Origin of the sequence: Paenibacillus aceris (assembly GCF_017874035.1) — a bacterium.
GTDB lineage: Bacteria > Bacillota > Bacilli > Paenibacillales > NBRC-103111 > Paenibacillus_E > Paenibacillus_E aceris.
The window spans coordinates 423,337-442,252 of sequence record NZ_JAGGKV010000002.1; the positions used below are offsets into that span (position 1 = coordinate 423,337).

Consider the following 18,916-nt stretch of genomic DNA (forward strand, 5'->3'; position numbering starts at 1 on the left):
GATCCTCAATTCTTTACTTCCACCAGACAGCCGTCGGCAAATTCGGGGCATGCACGCTCACAGTTTGACCAATTTTCGGCGTCGTGATACGGACTTGATGACGACTTGCTGCCTTTGCCGCGCGCTCCACCGGATCAAACCAGTCATGCAGTGCTAATGTGAAGGCGCCCCAATGGATTGGAATAAGCAGCTTGCCTTTCACATCCATGTGGGCTTGTACTGTTTCTTCAGGCTGCATATGAATATCAGCCCAACGCTCGTCGTATTGCCCGCATTCCATTAACGTCACATCGAAAGGGCCATATTTCTGACCAATCGCTTTGAAGTGAGGCGAATACCCGCTATCCCCGCTAAAAAAGACGCTTGATTGGATGCCTTTGATCACCCATGAGCACCAGAGCGTTGCGCCGCGATCCGTCATGCTTCTACCCGAAAAGTGAATAGCCGGCGTACACGCGAATTTTAGACCCTCATACGTAAACTCATCCCACCAATCGTACTCTGCGATCTTCTCTGGAGGAACGCCCCATCTCTCCAAGTGTCCTGCTACGCCAAGCGGAACCAAAAACCTATTGACTTTATGTTTAATTTTTAAAATTGTGCCATAATCCAAGTGATCATAGTGATCATGCGACAGCACGACAGCATCAATCACAGGCAGCTGTTCAATTTCAAAAGGCAAACCGCCGCTGTATCTCCCCTTTCCGAACCACGGGAACGGTGAAGCCGCTCTTCCAAACATCGGATCAAGCAAAAGCGCTTTGCCATCGATTGTAAGTAGAGAAGCCGAATGGCCAAACCATGTTACTTTTGTTTGGGAATCCTTTTGCAAAAATGGCTTATCCATCGTTAACGATTTTGTCGGACGACGGTCAGGGCTGCTTTTGACGAAGTCCCGCAGGATACCTAGCGTCGCTTTTAAGCCCATATCCTTCATTGTTGGCATAGGATTTTGAAATTTCCCTTGAACAAACTGAGGGGAACGTGATAAGAGTTGTGCCTTTTCCTTGGAAGGTCTTCGCCCAAAAATCGGGTAAACAAACATAAAGAGAATCATAACAACAACAATCCCCACAATAATCGTCAATGAGAGTAACAATTTCTTCGAACCTCCAAGTTTTACCTTACGGTGTTAGTATGATTTGACTAGATGTATAACGTAAAACTGTAGAGAATGGTTCCAATTTTTTTATAACATGCGGGACACTAGCACAATCAGTCAAATCGCCCAAGCATTATTGAAAAATAGTCATAAGCTATCTCGAAACACAAATCAAATCTCAGTTGGAGGTTGATTCGAATGAGTTGTGGAACTGGTGGGTATACTTCTTCAGCAGCAATCTTGGTACTTTTCATCTTGCTGGTAATTATCACTAGCGCGTTTGTTTGGTAATTAAACATTACAGAAAGGCTACCTATTCAATAGGTAGTCTTTCTGGCATTCCCCACATTTCTTATCAGTTAATTCACAACGGCCTCGTTTGTGATTAATTCATATAGATCATTCACTTCACACCCCAGGGTGTCAGCAATAGATATCGCCGACTTCAGCGGCATGATTCGTTTGTTTTCCAAAAAATCATATAGCCTCTCAGGTTTATAATGAAGGGCAAGCGCTAATTCCAACATCGTCATACCAGAATCTTGCAAACGCTCACTTAGCAGACACCTGCCGAGTTCATATTTCATTACGTAATATCCCTCCAGTCTTTGTCATTTAAATAAATAATAAAACCCAATAAACCAAAGTGGTTCATTGGGCCCTGTATACGGTTATAAAGATTCTAACTGTCTCAAGAAACCTTGTGCTCAATTCTGAGCTTATCTGCCACCATGGCGATAAATTCGCTATTCGTCGGCTTCGATTTCGAGATATTAATTGTGTAGCCAAAAATAAAGGAAATGCTGTCGATGTTGCCGCGCGTCCAAGCGACTTCAATCGCGTGACGGATAGCGCGCTCAACGCGGCTGGGTGTTGTTTTATACTTTTCGGCAATTGCTGGGTACAACGTTTTTGTAATAGCACCTAAGATTTCGATGTTATTGTACACCATCGTAATCGCTTCACGAAGATATTGATATCCTTTAATATGTGCAGGAACGCCGATTTCATGTATGATGCTTGTAATATTTGCGTCCAAATTTTTCCCTTTAGGCATGTGTACGACATTTGCACGAGGGGTTGAAGATGTGGAGGTTGTCGCTGTTGTTTGATTGTTTCCTACAAGCTGGCGGACACGATTCGTTAATGTTTCCATGTCGAAAGGCTTAAGTATGTAATAGGATGCTCCAAGCTGTACGGCCTTTTGCGTAATGTTTTCTTGACCGAATGCTGTCAACATAATGATTTTCGGTTGTGCAGGAAGGTTCATTTCACGCATTTTCTCAAGCACGCCCAGACCGTCCAAGTGAGGCATAATAATATCAAGAATGAGTACGTCTGGTAATTCACGTTGTTGTTCTAGGAAACGAAGAACTTCATTACCGTTATACGCAACTCCTACAATTTCCATATCCTCTTGCTCACCAATGAACTCGGATAATAAATGGGGAAACTCACGATTATCGTCGGCTAATAAAACTTGAATTTTTTGCAACGTAAAATCCTCCTTTAGCTACTGGGCGAAGTTTGTAATTTCTCTCTTATGAAAGGTATTCGACACCCCAACTTAAATTCCTTCTGTCGAATATTATTTTTCTTTTCTTTTAATCCACTTTCTTATATAATAATATATTTATCTTCTGCATACTACATTTTTCGACAAATTCAAAGTAAAACGGATATTCCTATGTAGAATCCGGTTAAAATAAAATAAAGAATCAAAGGCCTCTAGCTCGCCTTTGATTCTTTGTAAGACGCTCCGGATGAAGGTCTAAGAATAATCCCAGAGTCCTGCAGCATCCACTCGATAAAACAGCCATAACCACTTGTAGGGTCATTAACGAACACATGCGTGACGGCACCTATGAGCTTGCCATTTTGAATAATCGGGCTGCCGCTCATCCCTTGAACAATACCGCCTGTTTTATCTAATAAGCGTGGATCCGTGATTTTAATGACCATACCTTTGGTTCCAGGCGTTTCCTGTTTGGATACATGAACAACCTGAATATCGAATTTCTCTACCTTCTGTCCTTCCACAACCGTATAAATTTGCGCAGGGCCTTCCTTCACTTCCTCAGCGAAAGCAACAGGAATCGCTTCTTTATCTAAGCTGTGGTCAGGAGCGGCGTACATTTTACCGAAAATACCGAAAGCTGTATTTCGCTCGATATTTCCAATCACTTTGCTGTCTTTGTACAGCGTAGCATGCTTTTCACCGGGATCTCCGTTGTGGCTTTTGGAAATCGAGGTTACATTGGAGTACACAATATCCCCGTCACCAACAATTATGGGTGTTTGAGTGTCCATATCCGTAATGACATGTCCTAATGCTCCGTATACACCTTGATCAGGTGCATAGAAGGTTAGCGTACCAACACCTGCAGCTGAATCCCGAATATATAGCCCTAATCGATAAGACTTGTCTACAACATCATAGACAGGCTGAAGCTTAACAGAAATCTCTTCGTTGTTTCTTAGGATCTTGAGGTCCAGTGGGGTTTTACTCTCTCCGGATTTGGCAACGAGCTCCGCCACTTTGCTGACGTCTTTCGAATCCTTGCCATTGATTTTCGTGATTAAATCTCCGACTTGAATTTTCGCTTCTTCACCAGGCGAAACTTTTTGGTCGGGGGCAATGGTTACCAAGTGATGACCCACAACCAATATACCGGCAGACTTAATTTTCACGCCGATTGTTTGACCACCGGGGATGACCTTCAAATCAGGTACGACATTGACTTTCACCGTTTTAATCGGAATTGCGCCGAACAGCTTGAGCTTCATTTCGGTTTGCCCAGAGCGATCGGATTGTAATGAGATGGGTTCGTTCAGATTAACTTGAAATGAGTGCTGAGCATTGCCGTTTACTTTCACAATGTCCGTGTCTTTAACCGTCACTTGGGCGCTAACGGGCATTGTTAATTGTAACTGCTTCCCTTGGCCGCTAAATAAGCGAAGTTCTTGGGGAAAGGAGGCAAAACTTTGAAAAGGCGGAGACAAACTTACCATACAAACGAAGAAGACGAGCAGGAGTCCGAACAATCTTTTCCTTTTGCTGGATTGCAATATCTTCACGCTCCCTCACACATCCTTAGGCCCTGACGAACTGCGTCGTCAAATGCGTACCTATAAGTTAACCCCACTCCCCCTGTTTTATAACTGAAAATGATGACTATCTATACTTTCATACCCTTGCTTTCTTATTTCTTGCCATGGCAAGCATTTCCCCGGCATGATGCAGCGTCGTTTCCGTCACTTCTACCCCTCCGAGCATCCGGGCTAATTCTTCAATCCGTCCAGCATCCGGCATGTCTTGCACGCGTGTGAAGGTTCTTTCCTGGTCTACTTCTTTACGGATATAGAAATGAACATCCGCAAAGCTCGCGACCTGAGGCAAATGTGTAATCGAGAAAACCTGGCAGCTGCCTGATAAATTGGACATTTTCTCAGCGATCGCCTGTGCAGCACGTCCGCTTACGCCAGTATCCACTTCATCAAAGACGAGAACAGGAATTTGATCGATTCGTGCGAAGATCGTTTTCATCGCTAGCATAATCCGCGACAACTCCCCGCCTGAAGCGATTTTGCTAAGCCCGCGCAGTGGTTCGCCCGGGTTAGGCGCCATAAGAAACTCGATCTGATCGATGCCTTGACGTGAATACTTCACTTTCTTTCCTTCGACCTCAATGCCGTTACGCTCATCAAGCACTTGCTCGACTTGGACACGGAATTGGGTGCGTTCCATCTGCAGATCGCGAAGCTCATGCTCAATCTGAGCAGCTAGCTGCTGTGCAATTCCGCGGCGCAGATGAGAGAGATCCAGCGCAGCAACGCTTAATTGCTTTTCCAGAACAGCTAGCTTCTCTTCAATTTTTCGGATATGCTCGTCCTTGTTTTCGATCGTATCGACTTCTGTTTTTATTTTTTCGAGGTAAGTTAGGATCTCTTTTATATTCTCTCCATATTTTCGGCGAAGAGACGTGATTGTATCCAATCTTTGTTCAATAAAATCCAAACGCGAAGGATTGAACTCAATACCGTCCCGGTAATCCCGCAATTGGTAAGCAGCATCCTCAAGTTGATAGTAGGCAGACTGCGCTTGTTCAAGCAGTGGAGTGAGATTAACCGGGTCCAATTGTACGATATCCTGAATTCTTGATACTGCTTTCCCTGCGGAATCTAAGCCACGATTGGTGGCATAGAGGAAATCATAAGCTTCGGAAGAGCTTTGATACAGTTTTTCCGCGTTTGCCAGCTTGCGCTTCTCTTCTGCCAGCGTCTCGTCCTCGCCAATCTTAAGCTTTGCCGCAGAAATCTCGTCGATTTGAAACCGATATAAATCTAGCATTTGAAGCGCCTGTTTACTTGTTTCCTGGAGCTCTCGCAAATCTTTGTGAAGCTTCATATATTCGTCATACGAAGACTGATATTTTTTTTTAGCGGCAGCAATTTCAGCATCACCGAATAAATCAAGAGAATGAATATGCTCCTCATCGTTTAGCAGCGATTGGTGCTCATGCTGTCCATGAATATTCACCAGCCACTCCCCTGTTTGACGCAGCATGGTTAAATTAACAAGCTGGCCATTAATTCGGCTGGAGCTCTTGCCTGTAGCCGTAATTTCCCGGCGAATGAGTAAATGCTCGCTTGGATCTGCTTGAATGCCAAGCTCTGTAAGCGTATGCCAAACCGGATGGGTCGGAGGCAGCTCAAACATCGCTTCAATCTCCGCTTTATCGGCCCCGTACCGGACGAGGTCAGATGAACCTCTACCGCCGACAATGAGCGTAAGCGCATCGATAATAATCGATTTCCCCGCCCCTGTTTCCCCTGTAAGGACATGAAATCCGCTTTTGAAACGTATATGTACGTGTTCAATAACAGCCAAATTACGAATTGATAATTCAGTAAGCATGTATTCCTCCTGGCTTTAAGATAATAAGGACATAACTTCGTTTACAAAAGTAACGCTGTTCTCTTTGCCGCGGCAAATGACGAGGATCGTATCATCCCCGCAAATGGTTCCCATGACACCTTCCCACTCTAAGTTATCAATCAGTGCACAGATGGTGTTTGCGGTACCCGGCAGACATTTCATCACGACAAGATTATCGGTATAATCAATGCTTACAAAATGGTCGCTTAAAGCTCTACGCAGCCTTTGCATCGGGTTAAAACGCTGATCGGCAGGCATGGAATACTTGTATCTGCCGTCATCCAGCGGAATTTTGATAAGATGAAGTTCCTTGATATCCCGGGAAACCGTCGCCTGTGTAACATGAAAACCGGCAGCCCGCAAGGACTCCACTAATTCATCTTGCGTCTCAATCTCATGATTCGTTATGATTTCCCTGATTTTTACATGCCTTTGACCTTTCATGCCTACACCTCTATATGGAATGTGATTTTTTTGATTTTATTCATGGCCATATCGACATAAAGCACCCCATCAGCCTCCGGATAAATCAGGCTGTAAGCCAGCAACATATCGCGTACCGAGCTGCCTGTCATTTCAAGCGGCTTACGTTCCTTGGCTACTTTAACCAGGTAAATGTTTTCATCCTTTTGGACAAAGTAGTCAATAAATAGACGGCTTTCCAACTGTTCTCTGTCGTTTACGGTCATGGAGATCGGGATTTTGGTTTTCCCGGCCAACACGTCGAAGCCTGCTCCTTCGAGCAGTTCAACAACTTCATCCTGAGGTATTTCCGAGTGTCTTGGAATTCGAGTTCGTCTTTTCTTTGGTCCGTCTAACCACCTCTGAAATCGAAAAAAAAGAAAACCTACTACAACAATCAGAATCAACAAAATGACTGTGACATCGCCTTTCTCCATGTCCCTCACCTCGCCATAGTATTCGCGGATATTGTCCGAAAATCCTTTTTATGAAGTGAAAAAACCCATCTCTGGGCCGCAAAAAGGGTGCTCAAAGATGAGTTTATTTGCCATGCAATTTTTGTGCTTCTTTCACAGTAAGGGCAATGAGGTCTTTCATCGAAGCAGCGTCAGCAAGCGTGGCATCATCATTCGAATCGCTCGACCAATAAGCAAGAAATTCAATATTTCCTTCTCCGCCCGTAATGGGTGAGTAGGTCAATCCTTTTAACCGAAAGCCAAGCTCTTTCGCAAAAGTAAGGACAGTTGTCAGCACATCCTCGTGCACGTCCGGATCGCGTACGACACCGGATTTGCCTACTTTTTCCCTGCCTGCTTCAAACTGCGGTTTAATAAGCGCCACAACGGTTCCCTGGCTCAATAGTATCTCCTTAAGCGGAGGTAAAATAATGCGCAGTGAAATAAAGGATACATCGATACTTGCAAAAGTAGGTCGCGGACCGTTCAAATCTTCCATTGTCGTGTAACGGAAGTTTGTTCTCTCCATCACTTGAACGCGCTCATCATTGCGAAGCGACCAGTCAAGTTGATTGTAACCAACGTCAACCGCATACACCAGCGACGCACCATTCTGCAGCGCACAGTCTGTAAACCCGCCTGTAGATGCACCAATATCCAACATGACAGCGCCAGTGAGATTAATATCGAACTGCTTTAAGGCCTTTTCTAACTTTAGTCCGCCCCTGCTCACATAAGGATGAAGCGCACCCTTCACTTTAAGCACAGCCTTCCGGCTGATCTTCATCCCCGCTTTATCTGCCGGTTCTTCATCAGCAAAAACAAGGCCTGCCATAATGGCGGCCTTTGCTTTTTCCCTGCTTTCAAAATAGCCTTGCTCCAAGAGTAATATATCCAAACGTTCTTTATCCGATGACATTATGTTTATCTTTACCCCTATTCCTATCGTTGCTGCGTTTAGGCCCGTTGTCTTTTGCGAGGTACGAGCTTTTTCACTTCGGCAATTAAATTAAGTGCAGTAAGGCCAACTTCTTCACGTTGTTCTTTGACCGTACCATGCTCTACGAAATAATCAGGAATCCCCATCACATGAACGTGTAATCCTGAGAAATGATTGGCTGCAAAAAATTCCATGACAGCACTGCCAAACCCACCTTGAATCGCGCCTTCTTCCATCGTGATGATCGGTAACGATTCTTTTGCCAGCTGGCATAAATAAGCTTCATCCAGCGGTTTGATAAACCGTGCATTCACGACACGAAGGTTGATCCCCTCTTTTGCTAATTGCACCGCTGCATCTTCCGCAACCTGAACCATTGGACCGACCGCCAAAACAACCGCATAGTCGCCTTCTCGCAGCGTTTCCCACGTTCCGATCGGGATTGCTCTAGGCGCTTCATCCAAGCTTGCTCCAATCCCGCTATTCCGAGGATAACGGTAAGCAATGGGTCCATCGTTGTATTCGAGTGCTGTCTGCATCATATTCCGCAGCTCTTGCTCATCCTTCGGCATCATCAGCACCATGTTGGGAAGTGAGCGCAGGAAAGCAATATCGTATACGCCTTGATGCGTTTCACCATCCGGTCCAACAAAACCGGCACGGTCAATAGCAAAAGCCACATTCAGCTTCGGTCGGCAAATATCATGTACAACTTGATCATAAGCTCTTTGCAAGAACGTGGAGTAAACCGCAAACACCGGTTTTAAGCCTTCACTCGCGAGGCCTGCGCATAACGTAGCCGCATGCTGCTCCGCAATCCCCACGTCAATCATGCGGCTTGGGAATTGTTTAGCGAACTTAAGCAAACCTGAACCGCCCGGCATCGCAGGTGTAACTGCCACAATGCGGGAATCCTTATCAGCTAATTCAATGAGCGTGTTGCCGAAAACTTCCGTATACATCGGAGGACCAACTGATTTAAGCACTTGGCCGGATTCAATTTTGTAAGGTCCTGGACCATGCCAGCTGTGGGAGTCCTGCTCGGCAGGAGTGTATCCCTTCCCTTTCGTTGTGACAACATGCACGAGTACCGGTCCAACCACTTTCTCCGCTTGTTTTAAGGTATCCAGCAAAACAGGCAAGTTGTGACCATCTACCGGACCGATGTAGGTAAAGCCTAACTCTTCAAACCAAACGCCGTTCAACACAAAATATTTGAGACTGTCCTTCAGCTTTTCCGCTGTCTTAGCCAGCGTGCCACCGATGGCAGGAATTTTCTTCAGTAAATGTTCAACTTCTTCTTTAGCCTTCAAATAATGCCGATCGGAACGAATTTTACTCAAATAATTATGAATCGCCCCTACGTTGGGCGCAATGGACATTTCATTGTCATTCAGAATGACCATAATATTTTTCTTTTCGTGACCAATATGATTCATGGCTTCCAACGCCATACCGCCTGTAATAGCGCCATCACCGATGATCGCAACTACTTTGTTGTGCTCGCCCTTCAAATCCCGCGCCATGGCCATACCCATTGCTGCAGACAAGGAGGTACTGCTGTGTCCGGCTTCCCAGACGTCATGTTCACTTTCAGATCGCTTGATAAAACCGCACAAGCCTTTGTATTTACGCAAAGTATCAAACTTATCCTTGCGGCCCGTCAAAATCTTATGCACATACGCTTGATGACCCACATCAAAAAGCAATTTATCATAGGGGCTGTGGAACAAGGTATGTAAAGCGATGGTGAGCTCAACCACACCTAAGTTCGATGACAGATGTCCACCTGTAACGGATAACTTCTCGATCAGAAATTGACGGATTTCACCAGCCAATAACTCAAGCTCCGCCATGGATAGCCGTTTCAAGTCCTCAGGTCGATTGATTTGTTCGAGCAGCACGCTTGTTTCCTCACTTTCAATGTGAAAATACTGAGATTCATTTCACTATTATAGCATAGTTTTGGGTAAATCGTGAAAATCTACCCGGTTAACAACAAAATATGTAAAAAATTAACCTTTAATGATCTCTTTGCATTAAATAATCAGCAAGCTGAAGAAGTCTCTCCGGATTGGTAAATCCGCCTTGCAGCAGCGCCTTTTTGGCTTGCATAGTTAATTCCTTCACCTTCATCTCGGAAGCTTCGATCCCGATAAAATAAGGGTAAGTCACCTTTTGCTGTTTCTCATCACTCTTCACTGGCTTGCCGAGCTTTGTCTCATCCCCGATAATATCCAAGATATCATCCTGAATTTGAAAAGCAAGACCAATCGCGTTCCCGAATTCACTTAACGCTGCTAATTGCGCAGTCGTAGCACCGGCAATATGCGCACCTGCCCGCAAAGAAAATACGATCAGATCACTTGTTTTATGCAAATGGATGAACTCTAATTCCTCAAGCTTCGTTAATCCTTGTTCCCCAAGCATATCGGCCGCTTGACCGCCAACCATTCCCCTTGCGCCTGCATATGCAGCAAGTTCTTCCGTGATGGACAGCACACGTTCCGCTGGAATGCCGTGCACTTTGTGAGCTTGTGTAACACTGTAGAAGGCATGAGTTAATAAAGCATCTCCTGCGAGGATGGCCATGGCTTCCCCATAGACTTTGTGATTCGTCAGTTTACCTCTGCGGTAATCATCATTATCCATCGCAGGGAGATCATCATGAACCAGTGAGTAGGTATGTACCATCTCAATCGCCAAAGCTACAGGCAGTGCCGCTGCCTGAGATCCCCCAAGCGCCTCAGCCGCAGCCAGCACAAGAATAGGGCGAAGCCGCTTGCCGCCCGCCATAAGGGAGTAATTCATGGACTCACGCAATGAAACTGGAACATTCCACTGCGTTGGAAGTGCTTGTATTAATGCCGCTTCGACCATTTCAGCATGCGAAGCAATATATTCGTGAATCGTGGACATTGTTTTCAAACTAATTCCCCTTATCTTCCAAGGCAGGTTGGAAAGGCTTCCTGCTTACATTGCCTGCTTCCCCTTCAACCAGCATCTCAATTTTCTTCTCGACTTGCTCAAGCTTTACACCGCACAAATGAGAGAGACGAACACCTTCTTGATAAAGCTCAATCGCTTTCTCCAAGGGCACGTCACCGCTTTCTAATTGAGCAACAATACGCTCCAACTGCTCGATAGCAAGTTCAAAGCTTACTTCGGTTTCATTCGTTGACATCTTGGTTCTCCTCCATCCCCGATACTTGGCAGTTCAACCTGCCATCCTTGAGGCGAATCTTCACATGATCTCCAACCTTCACTTGGGTGACAGATCGAATGAGCACTTGCTCCTCCTCGTCATACGCCAAGCTGTACCCCCGCTGCATGACCTTCAGCGGGCTTAGGGCGTCCAGGTGACGGACGCTGGCCTGCCACTCCTGCTTCTTCGCACGCTGGAGAGTCTGCATGGCCGTGAGCATCTGCCGCCCCGAGGTATCGAGGCGCCGTCTTGCGAACACGGCCTGCTCTTTGGGGTTGAAGCTGCTGAGCTTGCGCTCCAGCTTCATGTGCCGCTCCGCCATACGCGCTACGCGTTGGCGCATCCGGTAACCGAGCTGCTCCGCCAGCCGGTCGAGCCTTTCCGCAGGCTGCATCAGCAGCTGCCTGCGGGGGTTCGTCAGGAACGGAGAGCGCTTCGCGCGCTCCAGCCGTTCCTGCTTGCGGCGCAGCTGCTGAAGCAGCCCGTAGTGCAGGCGCTGCGCCTGCTGCGACAGCTGCTGCTTCAGCTCTAGCGCGCTTGGCACCGCGAGCTCAGCCGCCGCCGTCGGCGTCGGCGCTCTCAGATCGGCGACGAAGTCCGCGATCGTGAAGTCCGTCTCGTGGCCGACGGCCGAGATAACGGGAATCGCGGAGGCGCTGATCGCCCGTGCTACGGCTTCCTCGTTGAACGCCCACAGCTCCTCCAGTGAGCCGCCTCCGCGGCCCACGATGAGCACGTCGGCTTCACCGAGCCGGTTCATGGCTTCGATCGCTTTCACGATCGATGGTGCAGCCCCAGTCCCCTGTACCAATACGGGGTACAGGAGAATTTGCACCGACGGGAAGCGCCGCTGAAGCGTGATGATGACATCACGGATAGCAGCCCCCGTCGGGGAAGTGATCACGCCGATCGCACGCGGAAACCGAGGAATCGGTTTCTTGCGCTCCGCCGCGAACAGCCCTTCCGTTTCGAGCTTCTTTTTGAGCTGCTCGAAGGCCAGATACAAACTGCCAATGCCGTCCGGCTGCATCGCCGTCACATAGAACTGGTAAGCTCCGTCACGCTCATAAACGGAAATATTGCCGCGAGCGATCACTTTCGTGCCTTCTTTTGGAATAAAACCGAGCCTCTGGTTATGGGAGGCGAACATGATGCTCTTCAGTCTGCCATCGGCATCTTTAAGCGTAAAATACATATGGCCGCTGGAATGATGCGTGAAGTTGGAAATCTCCCCGCGCACCCATACATCTTGAAGGCGGTTGTCGCCTTCTAGCAGCAATTTGATATAACGGTTTAAATCCTTGACAGAAAAGATTTTCGTCTCGTTTCTACCCATATGCTCTGTTATACACTCACATTCGCTTTAGCGGCGCGACTGGCAGCATCCACCGTGTTGCGAAGCAGCATCGTAATCGTCATTGGTCCTACACAGCCTGGCACAGGTGTAATAGCACTTGCAATTTCTTTTACCGCTTCAAAATCTACATCCCCGGTCAGTTTACCGTCAGCAGGACGATTCATTCCTACATCGATGACCACTGCGCCTGGTTTTACATGTTGAGCTTTAATTAAATGCGCTTTACCTACGGCAACAACGAGAATATCGGCTTGCTTCGTGATTTCTTCCATATTCGGAGTCCGGGAATGGACAACAGAAACCGTTGCATGCTCACGCAGCAATAACATAGCCATTGGTTTTCCAACAATGTTGCTTCTTCCAACAACTACGGCGTGTTTGCCGGCTATTTCTACACCCGTGCGTTTCAAAATCTCGATGACACCATGAGGCGTGCAAGGTTTCATGCCGTCCTTGCCAATCATCAAATTACCGACATTCACCGGGTGAAAGCAATCTACATCTTTCAGAGGATCGATTTCATCAACAACAGCTTCTTCATCAATATGTTTAGGCAGGGGTGACTGTACCAGAATGCCGTTAATTCTGTTATCGCTATTAAATTTGTGAATGAGTGTAATTAATTCCTGTTGAGTCGTAGATTCAGGCAAACGGTGCACTTCCGAATAAATGCCTACATCATCGCATGCTTTGGCTTTATTTCTGACATAAACTTGCGAAGCCGGGTCTTCTCCCACGATGACAACTACAAGACCAGGTTGATTGCCTTGCGCCGTAAGTGCTGCAGCATCCGCCCGAATTTCCTCGCGAATCGAACTTACTAATTCTTTTCCATTAATAACTTGTCCAGACATGCTATTTCCCCCTAAAAATGTTGTGAACTTCTTTCTTCGTCAGGAGCTAATTAAGTTGGAGTAACTTTACTTTTCAAATCTTCAACTTCTTTAATCATTTTCCCAAGAACACCGTTGACAAATTTCCCGGATTCATCTGTGCCATAATGCTTAGCCAAATCAATAGCTTCATTCACGACTACCTTAGGCGGAACATCGTCTCTGTACAGCATTTCATAAACGGCCAAACGAAGCACTTCACGATCAATACGTGAGAGCCTGTCCATCGCCCATCCTTTTAGATATTCCTCAAGAAGTTCATCGATTCTAACTTTATTGCTATATGTCCCCTCAACCAGCCCCAAGATGTAAGCTGAATCCATTTTGTCACCTTTGACATCCAACTGCGTTTCGTTATCATTTTCCGCTTCGTGAATCGCAAATTGGACAGCCTCTTGAGGCGTAGCCTCATTCATCTGTATCTGGTATAGGCTTTGTACAGCAATTTCTCGTGCAACTCTGCGTTTCATTTTGTTCCTCCTAAGAGTTTTGCTTTAGCAAAACTGTCTTCGTAAGCATTCACTTTGAGTTTTGCTTTGGCAAAACTGTCTTCGTCCTTCGAAGCCTCTTTCTGTTAGTATACGTCATAATGGAACCAATCCAAACAAAAAAATCCATGGATGTACCAGGGATTTTAGCGAAACATTCTCCATTTTTGCGTGAGATAGCGCCAAATGTCTTCAAGCATGACGAAACTTTCCTTGCGATCCCACTTGTTCCCGATGTAAAAACCGACCAGAACAATGAATCCAAAGATCAACATATCCCAAAATCCAAAAATCAAATAAATAAAGCCGAAAAAAATGCCTGCTGCCACTCCGATCACTTTGCCCCTATGGGACTCCCACAATTCATTCCACATGAGTGGGTTCACCTCTATTCGACTCGGCTTTTAAACGTTGGAGCTGATTGCACGATGTTTGCTACGAATACGGTTACGGAAGCTACAGGAATGCCGGTAATGTCTTCTATGTAACTTTTCACAGTACTTTGCATCTCTTCAGTGAGTTCAGGAATCGAACTTTCCCCATCCACAATGGTTCTGATCGTAATTTCAAGACCTGATTGATTCACTCTTACACGTGCGCGCAGATCTTTGGAGCCTTTCGTACGACCAGCAGCTTTCAAAGATAAATTTTCAACGGTTTCGATGGAAATGCGAATATCACCAAAATCCGTGCGTTGGTCAATAGATGGCGCTTGAGCGCGGCCGCGGCGAAGCGTCAGAATGAGAAAACGAATAGAGATTACCAACATGATCAAGCTAATAATGATGGCCGGATATGCATAGTTCTTCTCGTAATAGAAATTATGTAACGTTTGACCTGCTTGTTCGAACGGGATCCAGCTCGATGCTGTGAACAATACAAGGATAGATGCAACGAAAATAATTAGGCTATAAAGAAGCAGCAAGAGCCTGTCCACAATTTTACCCACGTAAGCTTGTCCCCTTCCTATAGTTAGAGGAAACCCCCTGCATGCTGTAGGGGGTTTCAATGATCCATATGGATGCAGCAATTCCGCCTTATTTCACTCGACCAGCAGCTGCTGTTTCTTCTTCAACCGGTTTTTCTGCCTGTTTAAAATGAACATCATGAATATGAACATTCACCTCAACAACACTAAGACCCGTCATTGATTCGATTGCGTGCTTCACATTCTGTTGAATGGCGCTAGCAACTTCTGGAATGCGATTGCCATATTCAATAATGATGGAGACGTCAATGGCAGCTTCACGTTGTCCGACTTCTACCTTTACGCCTTTGGACAAATTCTTGCGTCCAAGCAATTCAGCAATGCCGCCAGCAAGTCCTCCGCTCATCCCCGCTACTCCTTGCACTTCCACCGTTGCCAAACCGGCAATGATTTCGATAACCTCGGGGGCAATTTGGATGCTGCCCATGTCTGTTTTGACGTAATCCGGAGCGATTGTGCTCATTGTGGCACCTCCTAAGAGTTTGTGTTACAAACTTATATTTCTATCATCGGCTTATGGATAAGCCATCATTAATTTATTAGTATACCATTTCGCCAAAAATATGACAAATGGTTATCTATGAATCTGCATCATTCACATCGTGCTCTTCCAAGAATTTAATATCGTGATCGCCTTTGATAAATTTCTTGTGCTCGAGCAGTTTCAGATGGAACGGTATTGTCGTGTTAACACCGTCAACCGCAAATTCCGTGAGCGCTCTTTTCATGCGGGCAATCGCTTCTTCGCGCGTACTTCCCCAAACAATGAGTTTAGCGATCATAGAATCATAGTGCGGAGGAATCGTGTAACCCGGATAAACCGCGCTGTCGACACGAACGCCGAAACCGCCTGGCGGCAAGTAAAACTTCACTTGGCCTGCTGAAGGCATAAAGTTCCGGTTCGGATCTTCTGCATTCACGCGGCATTCAATCGCCCATCCGTTGATACGAACATCTTCTTGAGAGAAGGATAACGGATTGCCTTCTGCAACGCGAATCATCTCTTGGATAATGTCGATGCCAGTAATCATTTCCGTTACGGGATGTTCAACTTGAATTCTCGTATTCATTTCCATGAAGTAGAAATTACCGTCAGGTCCGAGTAGGAACTCTAGTGTTCCTGCGCCGGAGTAATTAACAGCTTTCGCTGCGCGAACAGCTGCCTGACCCATTGCCGAACGCGTTTCAGGCGTTAAGATCGGACAAGGTGCTTCTTCTACGAGCTTCTGTCTGCGGCGTTGTACGGAACAATCGCGCTCACCCAAGTGAACGACATTGCCGTGCTTATCCGCTAAAATTTGGATTTCAACATGCTTCATGCCTGTTAAATATTTCTCCAAATAAATGCCCGCATTGCCGAAAGCATTTTGCGCTTCCTGCTGGGCTGCCGTAATTTGCGATACGAGTGTTTCCTCGTTTTCCGCAATACGAATCCCTTTACCGCCACCGCCTGCCGTAGCTTTAATAATGACCGGGTAGCCGATATCTCTAGCGATGACGATAGCGTCATCCACATTATCAACCAACCCGTCAGAACCAGGAATGATTGGCACGCGCGCTTCTTTCATCGTTTGCTTGGCAACCGCTTTGTCCCCCATCCGGCTAATGGCGTCTGGTGACGGACCGATGAACGTAATATTGCAGCTTTCGCAAATTTCTGCGAAGTCAGCATTTTCTGCTAAAAATCCATAACCGGGATGAATGGCATCACATTCTGTCAGTGTAGCTACACTCATCAGGTTCGTGAAGTTCAAATAGCTGTCCTTGGACGCAGTCGGACCAATACAATAGGCTTCGTCAGCAAGTCGCACATGCAACGCATCACGATCCGCTTCCGAATAAACAGCCACGGTGTAAATGCCCAACTCACGGCAAGCTCGAATAATACGAACAGCTATTTCTCCTCGGTTCGCTATTAGGATTTTATGAAATTTCATTGATTTTCCTCCTCAGAGTTTTCCGTTAGCTAAACTAACTTACTCCGGTCTGACCAAAAATAAAGGTTGTCCGTACTCAACGAGCTGGCCGTTTTCAACGAGTACTTCAACGATTTCACCTTTGATTTCAGCTTCAATCTCATTCATCAACTTCATAGCTTCAACGATACACACAACGGTTTTATCGCCTACTTTTTGGCCGACATTTACGAAAGGAGCAGCGCCAGGGGAAGCAGACTGATAGAAAGTTCCTACCATCGGTGAAACGATCTTATGTAAAGATGAGTCCTCTTGCTTAGCATGTCCAGCAGTCGCAGGTACAGAAGCTTCCAATGCCGCAGCAGGTGCTGCATGAGGAATGCTTGCTTGACCGATCGGAGCATATGTGTGTTGAACCGGTGCTGTTACATATACAGCCTCTGATTTATTCGGCTTGCGAATAGACAGACGCGCACCTTCATTTTCAATTTCAAGTTCTTGTAAAGAGGATTGATCGACGAGTTTAATTAACTCTTTGATTTCACTCAATTTGAACATTCATGTCACTCCTTCAAAGTTGGTGAACCAGTAAAAATTGCGGTTTCATAGCCGCAACGTATGTATTATACCCATAAACGCAAGAAATGGAAAGAGTCCAGTTTTGTCCGGACCCTTTCCAGTGCCATCCCGAGCAGGACGGACAGCGCTATAAAACTAAGGACGTACGTATTGAATCTTGATGTTTTCTGGAGTTGCACCAAGCTCTTTAACAACCATATCAACGATTGTGACACCTTGGCTTTTCTCCAATTTATCGCTTTGAACGGTCACTTTCCACTTGTTTCCATCTTGATTTACAATCGCTTGAGGGAAATCTTTCATCAGCACATCCTGCAGATTTTCAACTTTTTCTTGAATATCCGTCAGCTTGGATAAATCGTTAGTAGCTTTTGCAACAGCTTCAGGCGACTTCTTAGTATCAATGATAATTTCCATTAAATCAGAGGATGCTTTGGCAAAATATTCACTTTGTTTCATTTGCTCGTTTGTGAAAAAGTCGCTGGCCGATGTCGTTTTAGCTTGCTCTTCCATTTGTTTCAGCACTTGATCATCCGTTTTCACACTTGTATTTGCGTTTGTTTTCACATCTGTTTTTGCATCTGTTTTTGCATCTGTTTTTGCATCTGTTTTTGCATCTGTTTTCACGTCTGTTTTTGTTGAATTTTGCGGAGTTGCGCTTTTTGTATCTACTTTTGTGTCTACTTTTGTATCAACTTTTGTGTCGCTGCCAGTCGTTGCTTTTACGTCCGTTTTTGCAGCATTTGCAGTGTCAACTTGCGACATATCAATTTTGACTTCTTGAGATTGCTTCGCTGTTTCCGTCGTGGCCAGGTCTAGCTTATTCACATCTTCCGTGAACAAGTAATACGCGGAAAGCACCACCATTAAGCTAAGCATCGATACGAGCCAAATTGTTTGTCTTTTTGCGTTCATTGTATATTCCTCCTCAATTTTGATTGCGTATTGGATTTATTCCCCTGTTTTTCGGGGTAAAATGGAAATGCGATTCACTGGGACATCAAGTCCGCGTTCTACAGCTTCGGTAATCATTTTCTTCACCGTCAGATTCTCGGCGCCTTTCGCAACAACGATAACTCCTCTGATCTTCGGCTTAATGTATTTGAGCACAAGCGGCTTCTGGTCGCCTGACACTTGATAGATAACCACTTCTCCGCTTCGCGTGACCTGGGATATATTCCGAGTCGCCCCGCCATTGTCGCGTTCTGTCGTCATCTGCTGGTTGTCGTTGTAATTTTTGTCGACGGTCATTTCCTCCGTAGATTCAATCGTAACCAGCACTTCAACATCGCCGACGCCAACGATTTTTTGTAAAATTTCTTTTAACTGCGACTGATACGCCAGTTCATAATCGTGAAAGCTCGAATTTTCCTTGGATGCACTGCCGAGAAATGTTTCTTTACTGGGAGGCGGAGAGGCTCTGCCCGCAGTGATGGGATCAACCTCTTTAACAGTCATAAATGCATTCATAATCATCAGCGCTGCTCCCATAAGTCCAATCATAATGACCCAAAGGAGCGTGTTCTTACGTTTAGGCCCTCCCGGACCTCCGCCGAATTTGTGCTCCATCCATTGCAGCAATGTTCCCATCG

At 45.9% G+C, this 18,916-nt stretch carries 22 protein-coding genes; 1 reads left to right on the forward strand and 21 read right to left on the reverse strand.

Annotated elements, in window-relative coordinates:
* Positions 1–13 precede the first annotated feature (13 nt).
* Entirely contained in the window at positions 14–946 is a 933-nt protein-coding gene (locus J2Z65_RS06240) for an MBL fold metallo-hydrolase (protein ID WP_420850774.1), read from the reverse strand.
* A 354-nt stretch (positions 947–1,300) separates the two neighbouring features.
* Between J2Z65_RS06240 and J2Z65_RS06245 the strand changes: the two genes are divergently transcribed.
* Positions 1,301–1,393 (forward strand): YjcZ family sporulation protein, encoded by a 93-nt coding sequence (locus tag J2Z65_RS06245; RefSeq protein WP_167053606.1) that lies wholly within the window; start codon positions 1,301–1,303, stop codon positions 1,391–1,393.
* Between the two features lie 68 nt (positions 1,394–1,461).
* Here the strand turns inward: J2Z65_RS06245 and J2Z65_RS06250 are convergent, their stop codons facing one another.
* From J2Z65_RS06250 to spoIIIAG, 20 genes are all read right to left on the reverse strand, one after another.
* The gene (locus J2Z65_RS06250; RefSeq protein WP_167053604.1) at positions 1,462–1,689 is read right to left on the reverse strand and encodes a helix-turn-helix domain-containing protein; all 228 of its coding nucleotides are present in this window, start codon (positions 1,687–1,689) and stop codon (positions 1,462–1,464) included.
* Positions 1,690–1,793: 104 nt separating this feature from the next.
* Entirely contained in the window at positions 1,794–2,597 is an 804-nt protein-coding gene (spo0A, locus tag J2Z65_RS06255) for a sporulation transcription factor Spo0A (protein WP_167053602.1), read from the reverse strand.
* A 233-nt stretch (positions 2,598–2,830) separates the two neighbouring features.
* A complete protein-coding gene (gene spoIVB, locus J2Z65_RS06260; protein WP_193580800.1) occupies positions 2,831–4,171 on the reverse strand; it encodes a SpoIVB peptidase in 1,341 nt (446 codons plus the stop codon).
* Between the two features lie 118 nt (positions 4,172–4,289).
* Entirely contained in the window at positions 4,290–6,020 is a 1,731-nt protein-coding gene (gene recN / locus J2Z65_RS06265; protein ID WP_167053598.1) for a DNA repair protein RecN, read from the reverse strand.
* 15 nt (positions 6,021–6,035) lie between these two features.
* A complete protein-coding gene (gene ahrC, locus J2Z65_RS06270) occupies positions 6,036–6,485 on the reverse strand; it encodes a transcriptional regulator AhrC/ArgR (protein WP_167053596.1) in 450 nt (149 codons plus the stop codon).
* Positions 6,486–6,487: 2 nt separating this feature from the next.
* A complete protein-coding gene (locus tag J2Z65_RS06275) occupies positions 6,488–6,940 on the reverse strand; it encodes a hypothetical protein (protein WP_167053594.1) in 453 nt (150 codons plus the stop codon).
* A 103-nt stretch (positions 6,941–7,043) separates the two neighbouring features.
* A complete protein-coding gene (locus J2Z65_RS06280; protein ID WP_167053592.1) occupies positions 7,044–7,877 on the reverse strand; it encodes a TlyA family RNA methyltransferase in 834 nt (277 codons plus the stop codon).
* A 38-nt stretch (positions 7,878–7,915) separates the two neighbouring features.
* Entirely contained in the window at positions 7,916–9,802 is a 1,887-nt protein-coding gene (dxs, locus tag J2Z65_RS06285; RefSeq protein ID WP_167053590.1) for a 1-deoxy-D-xylulose-5-phosphate synthase, read from the reverse strand.
* A 118-nt stretch (positions 9,803–9,920) separates the two neighbouring features.
* A complete protein-coding gene (locus J2Z65_RS06290) occupies positions 9,921–10,817 on the reverse strand; it encodes a polyprenyl synthetase family protein (RefSeq protein ID WP_167054388.1) in 897 nt (298 codons plus the stop codon).
* Between the two features lie 10 nt (positions 10,818–10,827).
* Positions 10,828–11,082, reverse strand: coding sequence for an exodeoxyribonuclease VII small subunit (gene xseB / locus J2Z65_RS06295; protein WP_167053588.1), 255 nt, complete (start codon positions 11,080–11,082; stop codon positions 10,828–10,830).
* Positions 11,069–12,439: an exodeoxyribonuclease VII large subunit gene (gene xseA / locus J2Z65_RS06300; RefSeq protein ID WP_167053586.1), complete on the reverse strand. Its 1,371-nt coding sequence runs from the start codon at positions 12,437–12,439 to the stop codon at positions 11,069–11,071. Before xseA ends, xseB begins: the two co-directional genes overlap by 14 nt.
* 8 nt (positions 12,440–12,447) lie before the next feature.
* Positions 12,448–13,314, reverse strand: coding sequence for a bifunctional methylenetetrahydrofolate dehydrogenase/methenyltetrahydrofolate cyclohydrolase FolD (folD, locus tag J2Z65_RS06305; RefSeq protein ID WP_167053584.1), 867 nt, complete (start codon positions 13,312–13,314; stop codon positions 12,448–12,450).
* Positions 13,315–13,364: 50 nt separating this feature from the next.
* Positions 13,365–13,823, reverse strand: a complete 459-nt coding sequence (gene nusB / locus J2Z65_RS06310; protein ID WP_167053582.1) for a transcription antitermination factor NusB — start codon at positions 13,821–13,823, stop codon at positions 13,365–13,367.
* A gap of 164 nt (positions 13,824–13,987) precedes the next feature.
* Positions 13,988–14,215, reverse strand: coding sequence for a DUF2273 domain-containing protein (locus J2Z65_RS06315; protein ID WP_167053580.1), 228 nt, complete (start codon positions 14,213–14,215; stop codon positions 13,988–13,990).
* A gap of 14 nt (positions 14,216–14,229) precedes the next feature.
* Positions 14,230–14,790 carry an alkaline shock response membrane anchor protein AmaP gene (gene amaP / locus J2Z65_RS06320; protein ID WP_167053578.1) on the reverse strand — a complete coding sequence of 187 codons (561 nt, stop codon included), beginning with the start codon at positions 14,788–14,790 and terminating at the stop codon, positions 14,230–14,232.
* Positions 14,791–14,878: 88 nt separating this feature from the next.
* On the reverse strand, positions 14,879–15,292 hold the full coding sequence (locus J2Z65_RS06325) for an Asp23/Gls24 family envelope stress response protein (protein ID WP_127449647.1): 414 nt from the start codon (positions 15,290–15,292) through the stop codon (positions 14,879–14,881).
* Positions 15,293–15,407: 115 nt separating this feature from the next.
* Positions 15,408–16,766 (reverse strand): acetyl-CoA carboxylase biotin carboxylase subunit, encoded by a 1,359-nt coding sequence (gene accC / locus J2Z65_RS06330; protein ID WP_167053576.1) that lies wholly within the window; start codon positions 16,764–16,766, stop codon positions 15,408–15,410.
* 39 nt (positions 16,767–16,805) lie between these two features.
* Positions 16,806–17,303: an acetyl-CoA carboxylase biotin carboxyl carrier protein gene (gene accB, locus J2Z65_RS06335; protein ID WP_167053575.1), complete on the reverse strand. Its 498-nt coding sequence runs from the start codon at positions 17,301–17,303 to the stop codon at positions 16,806–16,808.
* 156 nt (positions 17,304–17,459) lie between these two features.
* A complete protein-coding gene (locus J2Z65_RS06340; RefSeq protein ID WP_167053573.1) occupies positions 17,460–18,239 on the reverse strand; it encodes a SpoIIIAH-like family protein in 780 nt (259 codons plus the stop codon).
* 36 nt (positions 18,240–18,275) lie between these two features.
* Entirely contained in the window at positions 18,276–18,914 is a 639-nt protein-coding gene (spoIIIAG, locus tag J2Z65_RS06345) for a stage III sporulation protein AG (RefSeq protein WP_167053571.1), read from the reverse strand.
* Between the last annotated feature and the right edge of the window lie 2 nt (positions 18,915–18,916).

Excerpts from the sequence above, each read along its gene's own strand:
- J2Z65_RS06250 (WP_167053604.1), bottom strand. The coding sequence starts at position 1,689 with ATGAAATATGAACTCGGCAGGTGTCTGCTAAGTGAGCGTTTGCAAGAT.
- xseA (WP_167053586.1), bottom strand. The coding sequence starts at position 12,439 with ATGGGTAGAAACGAGACGAAAATCTTTTCTGTCAAGGATTTAAACCGT.
- xseB (WP_167053588.1), bottom strand. The coding sequence starts at position 11,082 with ATGTCAACGAATGAAACCGAAGTAAGCTTTGAACTTGCTATCGAGCAG.
- J2Z65_RS06245 (WP_167053606.1), top strand. The coding sequence starts at position 1,301 with ATGAGTTGTGGAACTGGTGGGTATACTTCTTCAGCAGCAATCTTGGTA.
- J2Z65_RS06340 (WP_167053573.1), bottom strand. The coding sequence starts at position 18,239 with ATGAACGCAAAAAGACAAACAATTTGGCTCGTATCGATGCTTAGCTTA.
- ahrC (WP_167053596.1), bottom strand. The coding sequence starts at position 6,485 with ATGAAAGGTCAAAGGCATGTAAAAATCAGGGAAATCATAACGAATCAT.
- spoIIIAG (WP_167053571.1), bottom strand. The coding sequence starts at position 18,914 with ATGGGAACATTGCTGCAATGGATGGAGCACAAATTCGGCGGAGGTCCG.
- J2Z65_RS06275 (WP_167053594.1), bottom strand. The coding sequence starts at position 6,940 with ATGGAGAAAGGCGATGTCACAGTCATTTTGTTGATTCTGATTGTTGTA.
- J2Z65_RS06315 (WP_167053580.1), bottom strand. The coding sequence starts at position 14,215 with ATGTGGAATGAATTGTGGGAGTCCCATAGGGGCAAAGTGATCGGAGTG.
- J2Z65_RS06325 (WP_127449647.1), bottom strand. The coding sequence starts at position 15,292 with ATGAGCACAATCGCTCCGGATTACGTCAAAACAGACATGGGCAGCATC.
- J2Z65_RS06240 (WP_420850774.1), bottom strand. The coding sequence starts at position 946 with ATGCCAACAATGAAGGATATGGGCTTAAAAGCGACGCTAGGTATCCTG.
- accB (WP_167053575.1), bottom strand. The coding sequence starts at position 17,303 with ATGTTCAAATTGAGTGAAATCAAAGAGTTAATTAAACTCGTCGATCAA.
- accC (WP_167053576.1), bottom strand. The coding sequence starts at position 16,766 with ATGAAATTTCATAAAATCCTAATAGCGAACCGAGGAGAAATAGCTGTT.
- recN (WP_167053598.1), bottom strand. The coding sequence starts at position 6,020 with ATGCTTACTGAATTATCAATTCGTAATTTGGCTGTTATTGAACACGTA.
- nusB (WP_167053582.1), bottom strand. The coding sequence starts at position 13,823 with ATGAAACGCAGAGTTGCACGAGAAATTGCTGTACAAAGCCTATACCAG.
- J2Z65_RS06280 (WP_167053592.1), bottom strand. The coding sequence starts at position 7,877 with ATGTCATCGGATAAAGAACGTTTGGATATATTACTCTTGGAGCAAGGC.
- J2Z65_RS06290 (WP_167054388.1), bottom strand. The coding sequence starts at position 10,817 with ATGTCCACGATTCACGAATATATTGCTTCGCATGCTGAAATGGTCGAA.
- folD (WP_167053584.1), bottom strand. The coding sequence starts at position 13,314 with ATGTCTGGACAAGTTATTAATGGAAAAGAATTAGTAAGTTCGATTCGC.